An 18,627-nucleotide genomic window follows, 5' to 3' on the forward strand; every position below is an offset into this window, starting at 1 on the left:
ATTCTATTTCCTAAGTTTCCTAAAAAAATCCTTCAAGAGCCTGGAACATTCTTCTTCCAAAATCCCAATCTCCGTGTCTACCTGGTGGTTAAATCCAGTCTCGTGGAGCATGTCAAGGACAGAACCCGCGCACCCGGCCTTGGGATTCATACAGCCTATTACTACCCTTGGGATACGGGCCTGCACAATTGCGCCGGCACACATGGGACAGGGCTCAAGGGTAACGTACATGGTACAGTCCTCAAGGCGCCAGTCACCCATCTGTTTACATGCCTTTCTAATGGAGGTTATCTCGGCATGGGACAAGACACTTTTGTCCGCATTACGCCGGTTATATCCTCTGGCTATAATCTTTCCCTCGCGGACTATGACGCATCCGATCGGCACATCCCCCAAATTTCCTGCCCTGTGCGCCTGCCTTATGGCCTCTTTCATAAACTTTTCATCCGCCTCACGCCTCTGTCTGTTCCCTTCCTCCTCAGCCATGGATGCAAGACGTTTTTGCTCCATCCTCTTTTCCCATTTTCTTCGCCTGGTCTCCTCCCCCTTCTGCTTCTGGGTCAGGGCATCCGATCCGGGATCCATGGGGCAGTCCGGCATTGTATTCCGGCATACTTCCGTCTGCGTATTTTTCTGTATGGCCATTTGCATGTCCTTCTGTGTATCTCTTTGTATATCCTGTGCGGTTTCCCGGATAATAACTGCGGCTCCCTCAGGCCTACTTCCTGGAGTTCTGGTCTTCATATAATTGCTTCCTCTTTTTTTTACACTCTGGTTGTGCTATACTTTTCTCATTATATATAATAAATCAAAAATTGAAAAGGCACAGGTTGAATGAATCATGAAAATAAGCGGACTGCAAAAAACCACATTGCTGGATTTTCCCGGACATGTGGCTTGTACCATATTTACAGGGGGATGTAACTTCCGCTGCCCCTTCTGCCATAACAGCGACTTGCTGGATAACGGGGCGGATGACGATTATACAGAGGAAGAGGTTTTTAAATTTTTACATAAACGCAAGGGGGTATTGGAAGGGGTCTGTATCACCGGCGGGGAGCCTACCCTGCAGCCGGACCTGGAAGATTTTATCAGAAAAGTCCGTGAATTGGGTCTGGCCGTGAAGCTGGACACCAACGGATATAAACCGGAACTGCTGAAAGATTTATGCCAAAAGGGTCTTTTAGATTATGTTGCCATGGATATCAAGGCTTCCCGGGACCATTACGGGGAGGTCGCAGGTGCGCCCGGACTTAATATGGAATTAGTTGACGAGAGTATCGCTTTTCTTCTGTCCGGCAATACTCCATACGAGTTCAGGACAACCGTGGTCCGCGGCCTTCACACAGCGGAAGATTTCCGCAAGATCGGGCCGTGGATCAAAGGGTGTCCCGGGTACTACCTGCAGTGCTTTACTGAATCCGGCCAGGTTCTTGTTCCTGGCATATATTCTGACTTTACAAAAGAAGAAATGCTGGGCTTTGCGGATTTGGTCCGTCCCTATGTGGGCCAGGTATCCCTGCGCGGGATTGACTATTAGCGCGTGTTTGAACATTGCTTTCTGACATCTGTGCGTCACTCTTTGCGTGAGACTTAGCTCCATTGAGGAAGGCGCAGCGGACTATGCCGGCTGAAGCGGGGCCAAATGGAGCGGGACCAAATCCGTGCAACATGGAGCGCGGCTTTATCCTAATGATACCTCTGTCGGATTCCTTAGGGCAGATGGCGGAAATGAATTTTCAAACACACATTAGTCCTGATTCTGCATTCTCACATCCGTATACCAGTAGCCAAAGCGGCCGTCCTGTGACGGCTGTTTTTTTGACAGCACGAAGTGGGGGAACCCAAACATGGATGCCATATATTTTTCATTGCTGTAATAATGGCCGGGCACGCCCAGGATATACCGTGTACGGCCCTGGGATTCATCTCCAATGCGGGCCAGTATCAGGTAACGGTAATTGTAATAACCGTGGAGCAGGAAGCTGTTATTGCCATAATTCCAGTTTTCCCTGGGCAAAAGCCCGATATCCTGGGGCTTGATGGTGAGGATTTCGCATCCATTCATACTGTCAAATGCCTGTATTTTAGGATACCGCTTGCGGAAATCTTCCCATAGCTGGCGCGGTCCAAGGTTCTCCTGCTCTTCCTGTTCCAGACGCTCCAGTTCCTGTGGATTTCCTAACAGCATTTCCTCCCTGGCGGAGTCGATCACAAGTGGCTTTTCCTCCGTCACATCCCCCTCTGATGAGACGGGATCTGTCTTTGGAGCTGGTCTGGGACGGGTAAACGCTCTGTTGTGGGCAGCCGGACGGGATCTCATGTCCGTCTGGGCCTGGGCAGATGGCTGAGTCTGAGCAGGCTGCCGGGTCTGATCAGCTGGCTGAGCCTGCGAAGACGGACGGGTCTGGTCAGACTGCTGGGTCTGATCGGCCGGCTGCGGCTGGATAAGCCGCTGGGTCTGATCAGTCGGCTGCGCGGTCGGCTGTGCCTGGACAGATGTGTCTGTACGCATACCCATTCCAGGGAATCCGCCTCTCTGATACCTTGGATTATTCCTGTAGGGCATAGGCCTTCTGGGCTGCGGGTTTGCTGCCGCCGGGATATCTGTCCCGGGTACAGTATCCAGACCGGAGGGCATATTGATATGATCCGGCATATTTGTGCCGGCTGGTGTATTTGCGCCGGCCGGTATGTCGGTTCCATTGGGCATATTGGCACGGGGATAACGGTTCAATCCATTCCGCATCTCTCTTTGCTGCCGCATGATGGCATCTGGTAAGACAACAGGATGGGGACGGTTTCCCATAAAAGGCGAATTTGAATCAGGGCCAAACTGGCGGACCGGCTGTCTCCCCATATCCGGCATCGTCTTCCCATCAGGATACTCCTCTGATTCTGCGCATTCCCCATTGTCTGTATCTGCACGCAATGCCTCTGTGGAATGCAGCATGGCCTGGGAATTATTTGTACGGTTCATCTGGTTTTCATACTCTGACCGCGGATGATCTTCCTGTTGGGAACCACACCGGCATGGGGCGGATTCTTCCGGCTGCATCTCGTATTCAGATGTCTGTTCTGACCCGGGCTGCATTTCATATTCCGGCTGCATTTCCGGCTCCGGCCCCATCCTATATCCAGGTTGCGCCTCTGCCGCCGGCTGTTCCCCGTACTCACACGGCATTTCTGGCCCCGGCTGCATCCCATATTCCGGCTGCATCTCCCCTTCCGGCTGCATACCGTAGTCGGACGTCATCTGATTCCCATTCCATTCTCCGTCCTGAGGGCAGGCTGGTCCACCGGCCTCCGGCTGCATTTCCTCCGGCTGCATGTTTTCAGCCTGCCATGAATCTCCAGACTGATATTCTGCGTCCATCTGCCCTGAACCCTCTGGCTGATATTCTATCTCCGTGTGCTCTGAATCCCCGGACACATATTCCATATCCGGCCGCCCATTCATTTCACCGGCTAAGGTTGCATCTGTGCCTGTTCCTGTTCCTGCGGATGCTTCTGCGCTTGGCTGGGCACTGTTTTCCAAACAAGCATCCAGCTCCGGCTGAGCCTCATTTTCCCGGGTTTTGCTCTCAGACGCTGCTTCTCCCCAGACAGGCAGGGTTCCCCTATCAGAAACCGGTTCCCCATCAGGCAGTCTTGTTCCGTTAGAAGCATTTTCTCCCTGAACCTTTACGGTTTCCTGGTCCATGTCCTGAAGGGGGACAGTATTTGGCAGAGCCGGTTCGCCTGAGGATGACAGTACCTTGTCATTGATCTCCTTTTCCAGCTCCTCCACTTTTTTATGTATCTGCGTCTCAGAATTCCCCAGTTTTCCTGATGTTACATCAGCCAGCTCCACCTCAGCGGCATGGGCTACGGCATCCTCCCATATGGTAGTGTACGCCCGCCACGAGTCATTCTTTTCGTGGATGGTCAGCCCGTAGCACTGGTCCAGGCTGCATCCCGAATCCGCGGCATTTTCCACTGAGACCACGGCACGGAATTCCCCTGAACCGCCCCTGATAAAAATACTTCCCAGCGGGATCTCCCTGCCTGAAGCCAGCAGATATACACTCAGGTCACTGCTTCCCACGTAGACCTTTTTTACATTTACGCTGAGCTTGCACTGTCCGTTCCGTGACTCAAGTTTGGCAAATCCTATATTTTTGCCTTTGACATCGCCTTCGTAGGCATAGATATAAGATATCAATCTTCGATAATTGGTCATATTTTCACTCCTCGCACCCATAGTCTGCAGCTGCCCTGAACACGGCCTATCTGCTTTTATAAATATTTTATGCAATTACCCCTTGAAAGTATGTTAGGAAAATGTTATCCTATGTTTAAAGTTTCATAAAAATTTTTTTCAGAATAGATGGTTCGGCTGTAACGACACATCTGCAACTACTATTAGTGTATGGAAAGGTGGCAATTATTATGAGAATCTACAAAGCAAAGGATTACAATGATTTAAGCCGCAAGGCTGCCAACATTATCTCCGCTCAGGTTATCTTAAAGCCTGACTGCGTGCTGGGACTGGCAACCGGTTCTACCCCTATCGGCACCTATAAGCAGCTGATTGAGTGGTATAACAGAGGCGATCTGGATTTCTCCGAGACAAAGAGCGTGAACCTGGATGAGTACAGGGGTCTGACAAAGGATAATGACCAGAGCTATTACTATTTCATGTACAACAACCTTTTCAAGCACATCAACATCAATATGGACAACACCAATGTTCCGGACGGAACTGAGCCGGACAGCGAGAAGGAATGTGCCCGCTATGAGAAAGTGATCGAAGCTTACGGTGGTATTGATCTGCAGCTGCTGGGCCTGGGGCATAACGGCCATATCGGATTTAATGAACCGGCCGGGGATTTTGCAAAGACCACCCACTGCGTGGATCTGACCGAGAGTACCATCGAGGCCAACAAGCGTTTCTTTGCATCTGTGGATGATGTTCCCAAGCAGGCATACACCATGGGCATTGGAACCATTATGAAGGCAAAGAAGATCCTTCTTGTGGTAAGCGGCGCTGATAAGGCTCAGATCCTTCATGATGTTCTCTGCGGACCGGTTACACCTGATGTTCCGGCTTCTGTCCTTCAGTTACATAATGATGTAATTGTTGTTGCGGATGAGGCTGCCATGGCCAAATTATAAGCATAAAATAAAGGGCTGTCCTTTCTTACAAGGGCTGTCCTTTTTTGTACTTTATCTTGAGATACGGTTCTGATGACGCATCAGGATCAAGGGGTAAGAATCTTTCTCATATGCTTTAGTCTTTTGGAGGCATGGACCATTCCGTCTCCATGGCGGTCCCCTTAATCCCATATGTTTTAACATAATATTTAATCTCAGCCAAAGCTCCGTCAACATCTGGGGGTCTGCTGCGGGAAATGGCAGGAACCGGATGGTTTAAATTTCACCAAAGCTTTTTTTTAAATAATAAGACCGCTCCACGGCACCCTCTGCCATGAAGCGGTCTCATACACCACTTTTATCTATTCAACTGAATCATAATCCGTGCGATAGCTCAGGAAGTCGTTGTCCCCCTGCTTAATGCTGCTGCCCTGGTAATTTCCGCCGTTTACCTTAAGCTTCAGCTTTCCCAGTTCAAAGTTCTCAGTAAAGGTATTGCCGATCTCGGTGAGGAACATCTCATCCGATACGCCCTCGGCGCTCTCCGCCTGATTTAGGTCCAGGGTTCCCACTGAATCCTCTTCTTTGCCCTGGATATCAAAGCTCAGAACCTTGGTACCCTGTGTGAGTACGCCGTATTCTATCAGCTTGTCTACCAAAAGCTGGGCATCCAGCCCCTCTGTGTCAAGGGAATCCATATCCTGTACCAGGCTGTCAGAGTCCCCTCCATGGTATATGGAAACAACTGCTACCGGCATCACATTGGGATCCGGCACCTTATCGCTTGCCCCGCCGGTGGACTGGGGAACGATCTCCTGAGTATCCTTTGCCGCCTGTGTGGTCTGTTTCTTCTGTTTTTCAGTAGTAGGCGTGCAGGCTGCCAGGGATACTGCCATCATCACTGCCATTGCACCTATTAACCATCTTTTCATAAATGTAATTGCCTCCTTTAGTCCTTTTCAAAGCTTCTAAACCAGGAGTTCAGCTTTGTCAGCGCCTTTACAAGGGCTTCCAGTTCTTCTTCCGTCAGTTCTTTCACAACTCCATCTATCATCTGTTCATGAAACTTCTTGTGATGATAGTATGCCTTAACTCCTTTTTCTGATAGGGAAATATATACGACCCTCCGGTCTTCACTACTGCGCTGTCTGACCACATAGCCCTTTTTTACCAAACTGTTCATGGATATGGTCAGTGTACCCACTGTCACAGATAATACTCTGGCAATGCTGGACATGTTTTTAGGCGCGTCAATGCCAATAGCCTCTATCACATGCATATCGTTATTGGTAATATCCTCAAATTCCGAGGTGATAATTGCCTTCTGCTCTATATCATTGACATCGCGGAACAGGCTCACCAAAACTTCATTCAGCGTCTCGTAAGTTCCCACGTTTCTCCCTTTCACTTTCTGCTTCAAAAGCTTCTTACTGATTGTACAGTATTTTAAGTGTTAAAACAACCCCCTAAATCCTTATAAAATTCTTAACAGGTTGTGATTTTTCTGTGTCCTTTGTAATTCAAATACGATTAAATTATGATCTAAAGACAAGACGGGCAAATGTTTCTCCCCTCTCCTCAAAATTCTTGAATATCCCATAGCTGGCGGCGGCCGGCGAAAGCACACAGCTACAGCCCGGCCTTGTTATCTCCCTGGCCCGTCTGACTCCGTCCTCCAGATGCTCAGCCAGGATCAGCCTGGACCTGTTTTCAAAATCAGGGTAATATCTGTATATCTCCTGGTAGATCCTCTTGCCGGTCGCCTCCATCAGGATAATATGCCTCACCTGACACTGGGACAGGTACTCGATCAGCTCCCGGTAATCAATCCCCCGGTCCATTCCTCCGATCAATACCGTATCCGTATCCTTCAGGGTCTTTAACGCCTGGATCGTGGTATCACAGATGGTGGAAATGGAATCGTCATAATATTTGACCCCATCCCGCTCTCCCAAATACTGAAGCCTGTGGGGCAGCGGCTCATAGGTTTTAAGGCCCTGGGTAAACAGTTCCTCATCCATGCCCAGGATCCGGCACACGGCATAGACCACCCCGATATCAAAATAGTTGTGCTGTCCCAGAAGCTTGATCTGGTCCACGGGTATCCTGTAAGACTGGGCATCGTACCTGATCCAGGTCTCGCCTTTTTCTTCTGAAACACATAGCTGGGCATCCGGTGCATCCACCCCGGCCCTAATCAGCCTGGAGGGACAGGTTCCTTCCTGCGGAAGGCACTGTACATTACAGATCAGCATATCCGATCCTGTCTGGTTCTTAAAAATGCGGTGTTTGCTCTCCACGTATTTTTCCATGGTGCCGTAGTGGTCCAGGTGCTCCTCGTGGATATTTACCAGAATCCCAATATGCGGGGACACGGTCATATACTCCAGCTGATGGCAGGACAGTTCAAACACGATCCTGGTATCCTTTGTCACTTCCTCCATGTGGTCCAGGGCAGGTATGCCTATATTGCCCAGGATCATGGTATCCATGCCTGCATTTTTTAATATGTGATACAGCAGTGTGGTAACCGTACTCTTTCCTTTGGTGCCTGTAATTCCTATGATCTGGTCACGGAAAAGCTGGAAAAACACCTCTGTCTGGGAGAGGATCCTGCACTTGTATTCCTCCGCCGGCTTTTCCAGCACAATACCCGGGCTTTTAAACACCACATCATAGTTATCCAGGCATTTCTGGTAATCCGGTCCTGTTATCCACAATCCATCCTCATCCGGCCTGGATGCAGGGGATGACACATCCGCAATATCCAGCTTCTCATAGCCCCGGACCTGTCTGAGAACGTGGTACGTGGACTGTCCTTCCCTTCCAAATCCCAGAAGCAGTACGCGCTTCCCCTGAATCCATGGTTTTATCTTCTCTATCATGTCCATTCTCCTTACGCGGTTACAGGTCCTGATACGCATTGTTCCTTTACCAGGCTGAGCCAGGGTTCAGGCACCAGGTTTTCCCCGTCATAATAGGAGGAATACTGGTCTCCCTCCTCCTTATACCGGTCATACAGGCCGGTCCCTTTATAATAGGAAAGGAGCAGCGGAAGGTCTTCCCCGTCCCTTTCCATCCTGTCAATGGTCATCACAATGGCCGTATTGATCTCCGCCCGGCTGCCCACACACTCAAAGGGCTTCTCCTCCTGAATGCCAACCAGCTGCTCCAGGGTGGTCTTCATGGATCCATCCTCCAACATATCTTTTCCAAATATCTCCCTTACCTCCTGAGAGGATAGGAAGGGTGAAAGGATCAGATATACGAACAGGCACTTGGGGCAGCGGCCACACCAGCTGTCCGTCCTGCTTCCCGCATTGCAGCTCCTGAATATACCATGATACTGCTTCTGCCCTGCAAAATACCTTGCGATCTGGAATTCGCTTAACGGGCGCAGCATACTGAAATAATAGGCGCTGCCCGGCAGATACCTCATCTCATATCTGTGGAAATCCTCTTCAAACTTAAAACTTTTGGAGTACTGGTGGTTTACCGTGCTCCCCTGGACCGTACTCTCATTGGCACTGGATTCATTGGAAAGCGCCACCCAGTCCAGGCCGTACATCCTGGCTGCCAGAATGCTGGAAAATGCCACCAGCGCGGAGAAGGGCGTATGGCCATTGAGATATCCCTGCCTGTTAAGCTCCAGCATACCGGGATCCAGGGTGCGCCTGACACTGATGATGCGATCCTCCTCAAGTCCGGCCGACCGGGTGGTGTGGATGGTGGCTCCTCTGGGATTGATAATGTACCCATAAAGAGGTTCTCCCGCACTGCGCAGAAGTTCCAGGGTCACAGCCGAATCCTTCCCGCCTCCGATGGGAACCAGCACCCCCTTCCTCCGGTGGGACCGGGCCTGTTCCCGGAAATCCCGGGGCAATTCCCCATGAACCTGCGCTGATTTCAGCGATGCCTCTTCCTGCACATTGGATACAATATCCATAAAGGTGTCAGGATCCGCTTCTGTGATCTGATTTACATAAAAGAACTCGCCCAGTCCGTTATAATAAAGGTCCTTCCACCAACTTACCTGATCCTGGTTTAATACACCTGCCTCCACCATCACCTGAGGCGGGCAGGCAATCTTCCAATAACTGATAAGCTCTACCATACCCAATGAAAACACCATATCCCGTATAAGCCCGTCCTGCGCCCATACAGCAGTATCCCCATTCCTTTTGGGAAATCTCCAGGTGGGTGCAAAGGAGGACAGCCCCTCGATCTCAAACCTGTATGTGATCCTTAACTCACAGCTATCTTCCTCTATATCATATCCTTTGTAAATAAACCGCGGATACTGCCCGCGCAGTCTCTGATACTGTTCCATCTATGGTCCCTTTCCTGAACAACACAAACCCGCTGTACATAATCCCCCTGGCTCTTACCATGCCTATACAGGGCGCATATACAGCGGATTCCCTCTTTTCTATGGCTATTATAGTCAATAACCCTTGATTTTGCAATGTTTTTTTAGCCGGAGACGGCTCCTGCCAGGACCACGCTCACCGCTACCCCGGCCGCGGTGGCTATGAGGCCGCCTGCCAGCGTATATCTGGTCTTTCTGATCCCCACGGAACCGAAATACACACTCATGCAATAGAGGACGGTCTCCGTACTGCTCATAAGAATGGAAGCAATCAGGCCAATACTGGAATCCGTACCGAATTCCTTAAAAATATCCAGCACCAATCCTGTTGCCGCGGAGTTGGAAACCAGGCGCACCAGTATGACAGGTACGATTTGCGGAGGAAGATGGATCAGGGCCGCAGGGGCCATAAGCATTTTCCCAAGGAAATCCAGAAAACCGGATGCCCTCAGCACACCTACGGAAACCATAAGCCCCACCAGGGTGGGCAGTATGCCCGCCACTGTCTTCATGCCGTCTTTTGCACCGTCTATGAAATCGTCCAGCACCGGACGCCCTGACAGCAGTCCGAACCCCACAATGTAAAATATCATCAGCGGCACCATGGCCTCGGACAGGAAAATAATGAACCTCATACAGGTATCTCCGGTTCGCTTCTTTAATATAATGGTATTCCCTGCCGGAAGGTTTCATGACCGTTTCATGACCTGCTATTTTTACAAAAGGGGAATCCAGGCCGGCTCCCAGGATGCCGGGGAGAGGTCCGCGCTGCACACTGCCATCCGGCTGTTTTCCAGGGCAAACTCCTTAAAATAATAATGCCTGTCATCCACGGTCTGGTCCACCTCTATCTCCCTGCCGTCCAGGCGGATCTCAAAGGCATTTAAGGGCAGCCTCATCCCCAGCCCGGTTACCTTCATAAAGCTTTCCTTTAGGACCCATAAGCGGAAAAATGCCTCCCGCCGGGACTCCTCATCCTCTATCTTCTCCAGATAGCGGTACTCCCCTCCATGAAAAAAACGCCGCGCCGTCTTCTCCTTCATGACTCCCACGGTCTCCACATCGATCCCCACCGGACCCACACCGCAGACCCCGGCCGCAAAGTCCCCTGAATGGGTCAGGTTAAAATGGATATCCGGCCGGCCGGTCACGGATGCCTTTCCATTGTCCCCATATTCCAGCTGTGTTTTCACCGGATCAAGGCCGTACTGCTTTAAGATGGCCCCCAGCACAATGCCTGCGCCCAGGGAGCGCAGCCGGTCGCCCTCCATCTTGTGGCTGACGATTTTATTCCGGCGCTCCTTTGACATCTGATCAAACCAGGTCTGGTATATGGATCCGTCTCTCAGTCCATTGATGTTAACTATAAATATATGTTCCATTTTATCGTCACTCCACAAACAGGGGCGTGGAATAATACCTGTCACCGCTGTCCGGAAGCAGGGCCACAATGGTCTTTCCCTCATTCTCCGGCCGCTTGGCGGCCTGGATGGCAGCATATAAGACAGCGCCTGAGGATATGCCTGTGAGCAGCCCCTCTGTGCGCGCCAGCATCTTGGATGTTGCAAAGGGCACATCATTGTCAACTGTGATAATCTCATCATAAATGCCGGTGTCCAGGACCTCAGGCACAAATCCGGCGCCAATGCCTTGGATCTTGTGAGGGCCGGCCGCCCTTCCTGAAAGTACTGCTGAAGCAGCCGGCTCCACTGCAATCACTTTCAGATCCGGATTCTTTCGTTTCAGATAAGTTCCTGTTCCGGTGATGGTGCCGCCTGTGCCCACACTGGCCACAAACAGGTCCACCTTCCCCTGGGTATCTCTCCAGATCTCAGGTCCGGTTGTCTCCATATGGGCCTTGGGATTCACGGGATTCACAAACTGTCCGGGGATAAAGCTGCCCGGAATCTCCTTTGCCAGCTCCTCCGCTTTCTCAATCGCTCCTGTCATACCCAGTTCTCCGGGAGTCAGCACGATCTCCGCCCCGTAGGCTTTCAGGATATTGCGGCGCTCAATGCTCATGGTATCGGGCATGGTCAGTATCATCCTGTACCCCTTTGCCGCTGCAATGGATGCAAGACCGATCCCCGTATTACCGGACGTGGGCTCAATGATCACGGAACCAGGCTTTAAGATTCCCCTCTGCTCCGCATCCTCGATCATGGCCTTTCCCACCCGGTCCTTGACACTGCCCGCCGGGTTCAGATATTCCAGCTTTACAAGCAGGGTTGCCTTCAGCTTTTCCTGCTGTTCAATGTTTACAACCTCCACCAACGGGGTATTGCCTACCAGTTCCATGACACCTTTGTAGATCTTGGACATACATTCCCACCATCCCCTTCGGAGCATTTTTATTACGCTCAGATATATAAGGGCCTTTCTTTTATATTCATACTTAAACGCTAGGTTTAGTAGGATTATATGACCGGACCCTGGTTTTGTCAAGTATTATTCTGGAAGGGCGCCGCAAAATAACCTGACGCACCATGGCTTATAACCTACTGCACCATGGCTCCATTCCCGTCAAAGGTATAAGATACACCGTCAATATCCATGGTGGTGTCATGGATCATACAGCCGTTGGGGTCTAGATAATACCACAGACCGTCCACCTGCACCCACCCTGTCTGTTTTCTGTAATCCTTCATATAATACCACCTGCCGTCCACATGCTTCCATCCGTCAGCCGGTATCATGGCATTGTAGTCGGCAAAAGCCAGCTCTATGGTCACATTTCCGTTGATCCCGTCCACGGACCCCGTATCCGTACACTGCCATATGGTTCGGTTGGGATAGCTGTTAACGGTTCCGTACCTGGCATACCAGATATCATAGGGGATTTGGCTGGTGTCCATGTTTTTTGTCAGCCACTCATTGTTGGCATAGACCACCGGGTGGTAACCTGCGTCCGCAATCGTTTTACAGAACGCATTTACATTATCCGTGATCTGCTGTCTTGACAGATTATTGTCCAGAAGATGCTGTGATTCCACGTCATAGGCAATAGGATAGGAGATAGGAAAATCCTTTATCACCTTGAGGACAAAATTTGCCTCATCCTCGGCAGTCTGCACATCCAGCGCCTGTGTATAGAAAAACACCCCTGCCTTGACCCCATTGGCCGCTGCCTCCGTCACATTCCTGTCGAAATACGGGTCCTTATCCTTATAATACCCCACGCGGATCATTGCAAAGGAAACTCCGTCCGCAGCCACCTTCTCCCAGTCGATCCCATCTTCCCCATTGGCCCTGTTCTGATACTTTGTCACCGTGATCCCTTTTGCCAGGGCGCCTGCCACGGGCGCTCCGGACGCATCCACGTACTGCCCGTTCTCCAGGCTCCATGCCTGTGCTGCCATGACATTTACGGGCAGACCCGCTGCCAGTATGCCTGCCAGTACAACTGCCGCTTTGGCAGCTGTCATCCTGCTCCATCTTTTCATTTTTCCACCTCTTTCAGAATAACCAGACCGTAACCACATCCCCCTCTGAGAGAGGGCCGCTGCCCCCCGGGACATCAATCATACAGTTGCACCCCGACAGGCTGCCGATCCCGCCGGACGAATGCCCCTTTTCAGGTATTGATACGTATCCGCCTTCTATTCTAGCACGTATGAACCTTCGTGTATTTGAGGATTTCTTAAAGTTTCCTTTCATCTTGGCCCGTACCTTTACGGCCCTCCACCGTATATCCCCCGAAAGGCGCGCAAGAGCAGGAAGGGCCAGAAGTTCAAAGGTTGCCAGACTGGCAAAGGGATTTCCCGATAATGCCAGAAGCACGCTGTCCCCTCTCACCGCTCCCAGCACAGGGCTGCCGGGCTTTGCATCAATCCCCTGAAAAAGCAGGCGGGTACAGACCATCTCTGCCACGCCGGGCATAAAATCCTTTTTCCCCACCGACACCCCGCCTGTTGTGATGACCAGGGAGTATCGGGAGAGCAGCTGGTCCACCCGGTCTGCCAGGACCTGGGGATCATCCGCCGCCGCAGGATATATTTCGGCCCGGATCCCCAGTTCCATCAGACGGGCGGCCAGCATCATGCTGTTGGAATCATAGATCTTCCCCGGCCCCAGGGGAATTCCCGGTGCAGACAGCTCGTCCCCCGTGGACATCACCGCCACCCTGGGCTTTTCATATACCTCTACCCATTCCATTCCCTGTCCTGACATGACCCCGATGTGGGCAAAGGCTATCCTTGTCCCGGCCTCGATGAGGCAATCCCCAGCGGAAATATCCTCCCCTTCATAACAGAGGTTGCTTCCCCGGTCCACACATGCATAAAAACACACCTCCTCATCGCCCTGGTCCGTATCCTCCTGGCGGACGACACAGTCCGCTCCTTCCGGCACCGGGGCGCCTGTCATGATCCGGTCTGCCATACCGGCTGGCAGGGGCCGCACCCGGCCGCTTCCCGCCGGCAGGTACTGGCTCACGGGAAGCTTTACCGGACGCTCTCCGGACGCTCCCCGTATGTCGGAAGCCCTCAGGGCATAGCCGTCAAGAGGGCTTCTGGTAAAGGGCGGCTGGGGGATCCGGGCTTTCACCGGGACTGCCAGAACACGTCCCAGTCCCTGAAGCAGCGAAACCGTCTCCGTCCCCTTCGGATATGGCAGGGACTGCACAATAAGGGATATTGCCTCTTCCACAGGTGTTTCCCCTCTGACATACTGTTTCATCGCCTATCTCCTTTTCGGGCTGCTTTTATATGTGCCCACATTATAGCACACCTTGTTCCGGCTTTGCAAGGCAGCCCTCCGGGAAGGGAGGGGGCACGGGAGGAATAGGATGATACATTCAGTTGTCACGGACTGCGCTTTCTGTCCATCACCTTGCAGAATATCACTGCCACTACTGTGGATAAAAACGTGGCCACAAGCGCCGGCCCCACAATGGCGGTGGGATTCACGCTGCCGTACTGGCTTCTGTAGGCGATCATATTCATAGGGATCAGCTGCAGGGATGAAATGTTTATGATCAGGAATGTGCACATCTCGTTGCTGGCAGTCCCGCCCCCGTACTCTCCCCGATCTTCCTCCACCTTTTTCAGTTCCTCCATGGCCTTGATCCCGGCCGGAGTGGCTGCCCATCCTAATCCCAGTATGTTGGCGATCATGTTGACCGCGATCTGTTTCCTGGCCTCACCCTGGGGGGAAAGGCGGGGAAACAGGAAGGTGAGTAACGGGGACATCCTCCCGGCCAGCTGGTCAACAAGGCCGGAGCGGTGTCCGATCTCCAGAACTCCGGTCCAAAGGGACATGACCCCCAGCATAGTGATGCAAAGGGTCACCGCCTCCTTTGAAGACTGCAGGGCGCCTTCGGTCACTGCCGGAAGCTGGCCGTGGAACGCCCCCCAGAGGATACCGATGATCATCATACCTGCCCAAAGATAATTAAGCATTTTATAAAATACCTGCCTGACACATTTTATTACATTCTATTTCCATCTTTCTATCCATATTCTTCCTAAATTCCAGATCCCAGCCCTTATTCTGCGGTCATTATCCTAAATATCCAAAATCTGTATTTTTTGTAAGAAAGTTTACGTGATCTTACAGCAAATATTACGGTTCATTACGGTTACCTGACATCTATTGACCTTGGAGCGGCTCCATAGTATATTCTAGCCCATGTCAGATATGACGCAGGTGCAGCAGGGTTTTACGGCCAACGGCCAGGCCCTGCGCACCACCCCCTGAATGACCGAAAGGAGAAATGATGATGAGAAAATGTACAAAATGGTTTATTATACCCTGCGCAGCTTTAGGACTTACACTGGGAAGCGCTCTTGTATCCTTTGCAGCCACCGGATGGGCTGAGGAAAACGGAGAGTGGGTCTACTATCGCTCAGATGGAAGCAAGGCAACGGATGTATTTGCAAAATCAGGCAACAACTGGTTCTATCTGGATTCCGATGGCGTTATGGCCAAAAGCCAGCTGGTGGAAAAGGACGACAATTATTACTATGTGAATTCGGCCGGGGCCATGGTCTCCAGCCAGTGGCGCTCCATTGAAAATGAGGATGGGGGCGGGGATGAACCTGACTCCTACTGGTATTATTTCCAGTCCAACGGCAAAGCGGTGAAGAAATCAGGCAGCAGCGACAGTGTAAAATTTGTCACCCTGCCCAATGCCTCGGGACAGGGCAGGTACGCCTTTGACGACCAGGGCCGAATGCTCTTTGGATGGATCGATGAGAACGGAGAAATGCTCACGGATGAGGACGCATGGAAAAGCGGCCTGTACTACTGTTCTGACAACGGCGATGGCCGTATGGCCACGGGATGGAAGTACATCACGGCTGAAAACGATGAGGATACAGAGCGTGAAGGCGATGGATACTGGTTCTACTTTGCAACCAACGGAAAGAAGACAAGGGACACGGATTCCAAAAAGATCAACGGGCGCAAATACCGTTTTGATGAAAACGGCGCGGCCCACTTTGAATGGTACAATGATCCCGGAACCGCTTCCGGCTCCTCTGCCGTAAGCAAGTTCTACAACACAGAGGAACAGTGCTGGATGTCCACCGGATGGTTCAAGGCAATCCCTGATGAGGATGTTGACCCCGAGGGCTATGAGGAAGGCGAGATGCAGTGGTATTACGCGGATTCCAGCGGCGACCTGGTGACTGCCCAGATCAAAAAGATCAACGGCCAGTCCTATGGCTTTGACCAGTACGGAAAAATGCTCCACGGGCTTTACAGGATCGAGTTTGAGGAAAACGGAAAAACCATCCGGTCAGCGGAGGAAATAGAAAGCGTGGACCAGCTTCCGGACGAGGATGAGGAAGGCGTATACGTATACTACTTTGGTGACTCACCCAAGGAGGGCGCTGTAAAGACCGGCACTGCCACCATTGAGATTGACGGGGACAAATATTACTACAGCTTTTCAAAGGCAGGCAGCAAGAAGGGCGCAGGCGTTGACGGCGTTGACGGCGACTCCATCTTTATTAAGGGCAGAAGGATCGAGGCCGAGGAAGGCAGCAAATACCAGCCCGTGACCTATAAGGATGAGACTTACCTGGTGAGCACCGCAGGCAAGCTGATGAAGAACAAAAAGAACATCAAGGACTCCGATGACGTGTACTACAAAACCGACAGCAAGGGAAGGATCGTGGACTCCGGAGACGAAAAACTGGATTAAAAAAGTATTAAGAGTATATAAAGATAAGGAATTCCCTTGACTTACCCCGGGGTACATAAGGTATAATATGAAACAGGGCGGCTTCGGAGGCCATATGGCTTCCGAAACCGCCTGTCGTAGTACTACAGTAACTGATATTATTTTATAACCGTTCTGAACAGTTACATTATTTTTAAGAAAGGAAGTTTTATTATGAAGCAGCTGAAGAAGCTGGCTTGCCGTACTGTCCGCGATATCCGGGTAACATTTCCCCCAAGGACTGTGTTAGCCATTGTTCTCGGAACAGCCATTACCACCTTCGGAATCTACAATGTTCACCGACAGGCAGATATTACGGAGGGAGGTATCCTGGGATTGATCCTGTTGTTCAATTTCTGGCTGGGCATGTCATCTTCCATACTGTCCCCCCTATTGGATACCTTAAGCTACGCCCTGGGATTTAAGTACCTGGGAAAGGAATTCCTTAAGACATCCATTTTCGCAACCATTTGTATGGCCGGATTCTTCCGGCTGTGGGAACTATTTCCCCCTGTCCTTCCAAGCCTGGCTGAATATCCGCTGACCGCGGCCCTGGTGGGAGGATGTTTTATCGGAACAGGCTGCGGCCTTGTGGTCCGTCAGGGCGCCTCCTGTGCAGGTGATGATGCCTTGGCCCTGGTTATCTCCAAGATCACCGGCTGCCGCATATCAAGGGCTTATCTGCTTACGGATGTAACGGTACTGGTTTTTTCCTTATCCTATATTCCGGCAAAGCGCATTGTGTATTCCCTGATCACCGTAACTGTGTCCTCCTTTTTAATCGACTTTATCCAAAACTTCGGAGTGGAAAAGGATGATGGAAAAGACAAGAAAGAATACGGTACAGCAGTTTGATCATAAATAAAACCGCCGCCCCAGTCAGCGGATCCGGATCATATCCGGTCCCTGGCTGGGGCGGCGGTTTTTATACGCTGGGTCAGTCTCTTCAGGTCATCACATAATCATCTATATCTGGGACAGGATCCTTCTTGCCGGCATATACACCTCCAGGCAATAGACCGCCCCTTCTTCGGCAAAAAACGAGGTCATGTCATTGGCATACACCAGGCCTTCTGTCTCAATCCCGTGCTTATGACCCCACTGCACCATGCGCTGTATCATCTCAAAGCTGGGAAGGGGCGTGCCAGACTCCAGCACCGTGTACAAGCACAGTTTTTCCTCTGTCATGGGATATCTCCCAGCGTTAAACCCTTCACCCAGGTCCGGCTCCAGCCCTTTGTAGAGAAGAAGCCGGGTTCCCTGTACGGCCAGCCCTCTGCCCGTATAGGTAAGCATATTATAAAAATATGTCATGTCCAGACCTGCAACGGTGGAGGAGAGACGGAACCATTCCTTAAGCCCCTCCTGAAGGTTTTCACAGTTTCCCATAATATAGGCGGACGGAAACTTCCTCAGGGAATACCGGTTTAGGCATTCCTCGATACGTGTCATGTCCTTTTCCACCAATTTCAGCCTGGTGATGATCTGCTGGTGCATCCGAACATTGCGCTCCTCCTCGGCCATCCGCTCCCGCAAATGGCTTCTTCTGGATTCCATGGAGCGCCTGCCGCTCATAAGCCCCTCGATCTCTTCCAGGCTGGTATTCATCTTTCTCTGGTACAGGATATACATCAGCTTATATATGTCCTCTTCCGAGTAATATCTGTATCCGTTATCCTTTTTTCTGGCATTGATAACACCCTTCTTTTCATAGAAGCGCAGGGCATCTCTGCTAAGGCCCACCATCTGAGCCACATCTCCGATCAGATATTCCGTCTTCTTTTTGACTTGCGCGCCTTCTATCATTTTTACTTCCATTATTACCACCCTTTGCGTCTTTCATATTCCCCCTACTAGATTAAAATATTCCAGTCCAATGGTCAATGGGTTGAAGGAAAGTGCAAGAGAACCGTAATAAAAATGACAGATTCATTTCCGCTGTTCAGCGGGTATTATT

General features: G+C 51.2%; 17 protein-coding genes. 4 read left to right on the forward strand and 13 right to left on the reverse strand.

Annotated features, from left to right (window positions below; all coding sequences use genetic code 11):
- Positions 1-3: 3 nt before the first annotated feature.
- Positions 4-600 (reverse strand): tRNA adenosine(34) deaminase TadA, encoded by a 597-nt coding sequence (gene tadA, locus HMPREF9469_RS27955; protein WP_040417626.1) that lies wholly within the window; start codon positions 598-600, stop codon positions 4-6.
- Positions 601-841: 241 nt separating this feature from the next.
- Between tadA and HMPREF9469_RS27960 the strand changes: the two genes are divergently transcribed.
- Positions 842-1,540: an anaerobic ribonucleoside-triphosphate reductase activating protein gene (locus HMPREF9469_RS27960; RefSeq protein ID WP_007870450.1), complete on the forward strand. Its 699-nt coding sequence runs from the start codon at positions 842-844 to the stop codon at positions 1,538-1,540.
- A gap of 210 nt (positions 1,541-1,750) precedes the next feature.
- Here HMPREF9469_RS27960 and HMPREF9469_RS27965 read toward each other — a convergent pair whose 3' ends face one another.
- Positions 1,751-4,222 carry a DUF6128 domain-containing protein gene (locus tag HMPREF9469_RS27965; protein WP_007870452.1) on the reverse strand — a complete coding sequence of 824 codons (2,472 nt, stop codon included), beginning with the start codon at positions 4,220-4,222 and terminating at the stop codon, positions 1,751-1,753.
- Positions 4,223-4,431: 209 nt separating this feature from the next.
- Here HMPREF9469_RS27965 and nagB point away from each other — a divergent pair, with 209 nt between their 5' ends.
- The gene (gene nagB / locus HMPREF9469_RS27970; RefSeq protein WP_007870455.1) at positions 4,432-5,157 is read left to right on the forward strand and encodes a glucosamine-6-phosphate deaminase; all 726 of its coding nucleotides are present in this window, start codon (positions 4,432-4,434) and stop codon (positions 5,155-5,157) included.
- 341 nt (positions 5,158-5,498) lie between these two features.
- Here nagB and HMPREF9469_RS27975 read toward each other — a convergent pair whose 3' ends face one another.
- The 10 genes from HMPREF9469_RS27975 to HMPREF9469_RS28020 form a co-directional block, all read right to left on the reverse strand.
- A complete protein-coding gene (locus HMPREF9469_RS27975; protein ID WP_007870458.1) occupies positions 5,499-6,068 on the reverse strand; it encodes a GerMN domain-containing protein in 570 nt (189 codons plus the stop codon).
- Positions 6,069-6,085: 17 nt separating this feature from the next.
- Positions 6,086-6,544 carry a MarR family winged helix-turn-helix transcriptional regulator gene (locus tag HMPREF9469_RS27980; protein WP_045091717.1) on the reverse strand — a complete coding sequence of 153 codons (459 nt, stop codon included), beginning with the start codon at positions 6,542-6,544 and terminating at the stop codon, positions 6,086-6,088.
- A gap of 127 nt (positions 6,545-6,671) precedes the next feature.
- Positions 6,672-8,021, reverse strand: coding sequence for a UDP-N-acetylmuramoyl-L-alanine--D-glutamate ligase (murD, locus tag HMPREF9469_RS27985; RefSeq protein ID WP_007870462.1), 1,350 nt, complete (start codon positions 8,019-8,021; stop codon positions 6,672-6,674).
- Positions 8,022-8,032: 11 nt separating this feature from the next.
- Positions 8,033-9,466 carry a MurL-like N-terminal domain-containing gene (locus tag HMPREF9469_RS27990; protein WP_007870464.1) on the reverse strand — a complete coding sequence of 478 codons (1,434 nt, stop codon included), beginning with the start codon at positions 9,464-9,466 and terminating at the stop codon, positions 8,033-8,035.
- Between the two features lie 143 nt (positions 9,467-9,609).
- Positions 9,610-10,140 (reverse strand): spore maturation protein, encoded by a 531-nt coding sequence (locus HMPREF9469_RS27995; protein WP_007870466.1) that lies wholly within the window; start codon positions 10,138-10,140, stop codon positions 9,610-9,612.
- An 81-nt stretch (positions 10,141-10,221) separates the two neighbouring features.
- Positions 10,222-10,887 carry a 4'-phosphopantetheinyl transferase family protein gene (locus HMPREF9469_RS28000; protein WP_007870469.1) on the reverse strand — a complete coding sequence of 222 codons (666 nt, stop codon included), beginning with the start codon at positions 10,885-10,887 and terminating at the stop codon, positions 10,222-10,224.
- 7 nt (positions 10,888-10,894) lie between these two features.
- Positions 10,895-11,827 carry a cysteine synthase A gene (gene cysK / locus HMPREF9469_RS28005; RefSeq protein WP_007870470.1) on the reverse strand — a complete coding sequence of 311 codons (933 nt, stop codon included), beginning with the start codon at positions 11,825-11,827 and terminating at the stop codon, positions 10,895-10,897.
- A gap of 176 nt (positions 11,828-12,003) precedes the next feature.
- Complete coding sequence (locus HMPREF9469_RS28010) at positions 12,004-12,948, reverse strand: glycoside hydrolase family 25 protein (protein ID WP_007870471.1); 945 nt, start codon at positions 12,946-12,948, stop codon at positions 12,004-12,006.
- 13 nt (positions 12,949-12,961) lie between these two features.
- Positions 12,962-14,182 (reverse strand): molybdopterin molybdotransferase MoeA, encoded by a 1,221-nt coding sequence (locus tag HMPREF9469_RS28015; protein ID WP_007870474.1) that lies wholly within the window; start codon positions 14,180-14,182, stop codon positions 12,962-12,964.
- 125 nt (positions 14,183-14,307) lie between these two features.
- Positions 14,308-14,904: a hypothetical protein gene (locus HMPREF9469_RS28020; protein WP_007870477.1), complete on the reverse strand. Its 597-nt coding sequence runs from the start codon at positions 14,902-14,904 to the stop codon at positions 14,308-14,310.
- A 320-nt stretch (positions 14,905-15,224) separates the two neighbouring features.
- Between HMPREF9469_RS28020 and HMPREF9469_RS28025 the strand changes: the two genes are divergently transcribed.
- Entirely contained in the window at positions 15,225-16,652 is a 1,428-nt protein-coding gene (locus tag HMPREF9469_RS28025) for a PspC-like choline-binding domain-containing protein (protein ID WP_040417605.1), read from the forward strand.
- Positions 16,653-16,844: 192 nt separating this feature from the next.
- Positions 16,845-17,525: a YitT family protein gene (locus HMPREF9469_RS28030; RefSeq protein ID WP_007870483.1), complete on the forward strand. Its 681-nt coding sequence runs from the start codon at positions 16,845-16,847 to the stop codon at positions 17,523-17,525.
- Between the two features lie 111 nt (positions 17,526-17,636).
- On the opposite strand, the gene HMPREF9469_RS28035 is transcribed toward HMPREF9469_RS28030, so the two are convergent.
- Positions 17,637-18,488: a MerR family transcriptional regulator gene (locus HMPREF9469_RS28035; protein ID WP_007870486.1), complete on the reverse strand. Its 852-nt coding sequence runs from the start codon at positions 18,486-18,488 to the stop codon at positions 17,637-17,639.
- Positions 18,489-18,627 lie beyond the last annotated feature (139 nt).

Source organism: [Clostridium] citroniae WAL-17108 (assembly GCF_000233455.1).
Lineage (GTDB): Bacteria > Bacillota > Clostridia > Lachnospirales > Lachnospiraceae > Enterocloster > Enterocloster citroniae.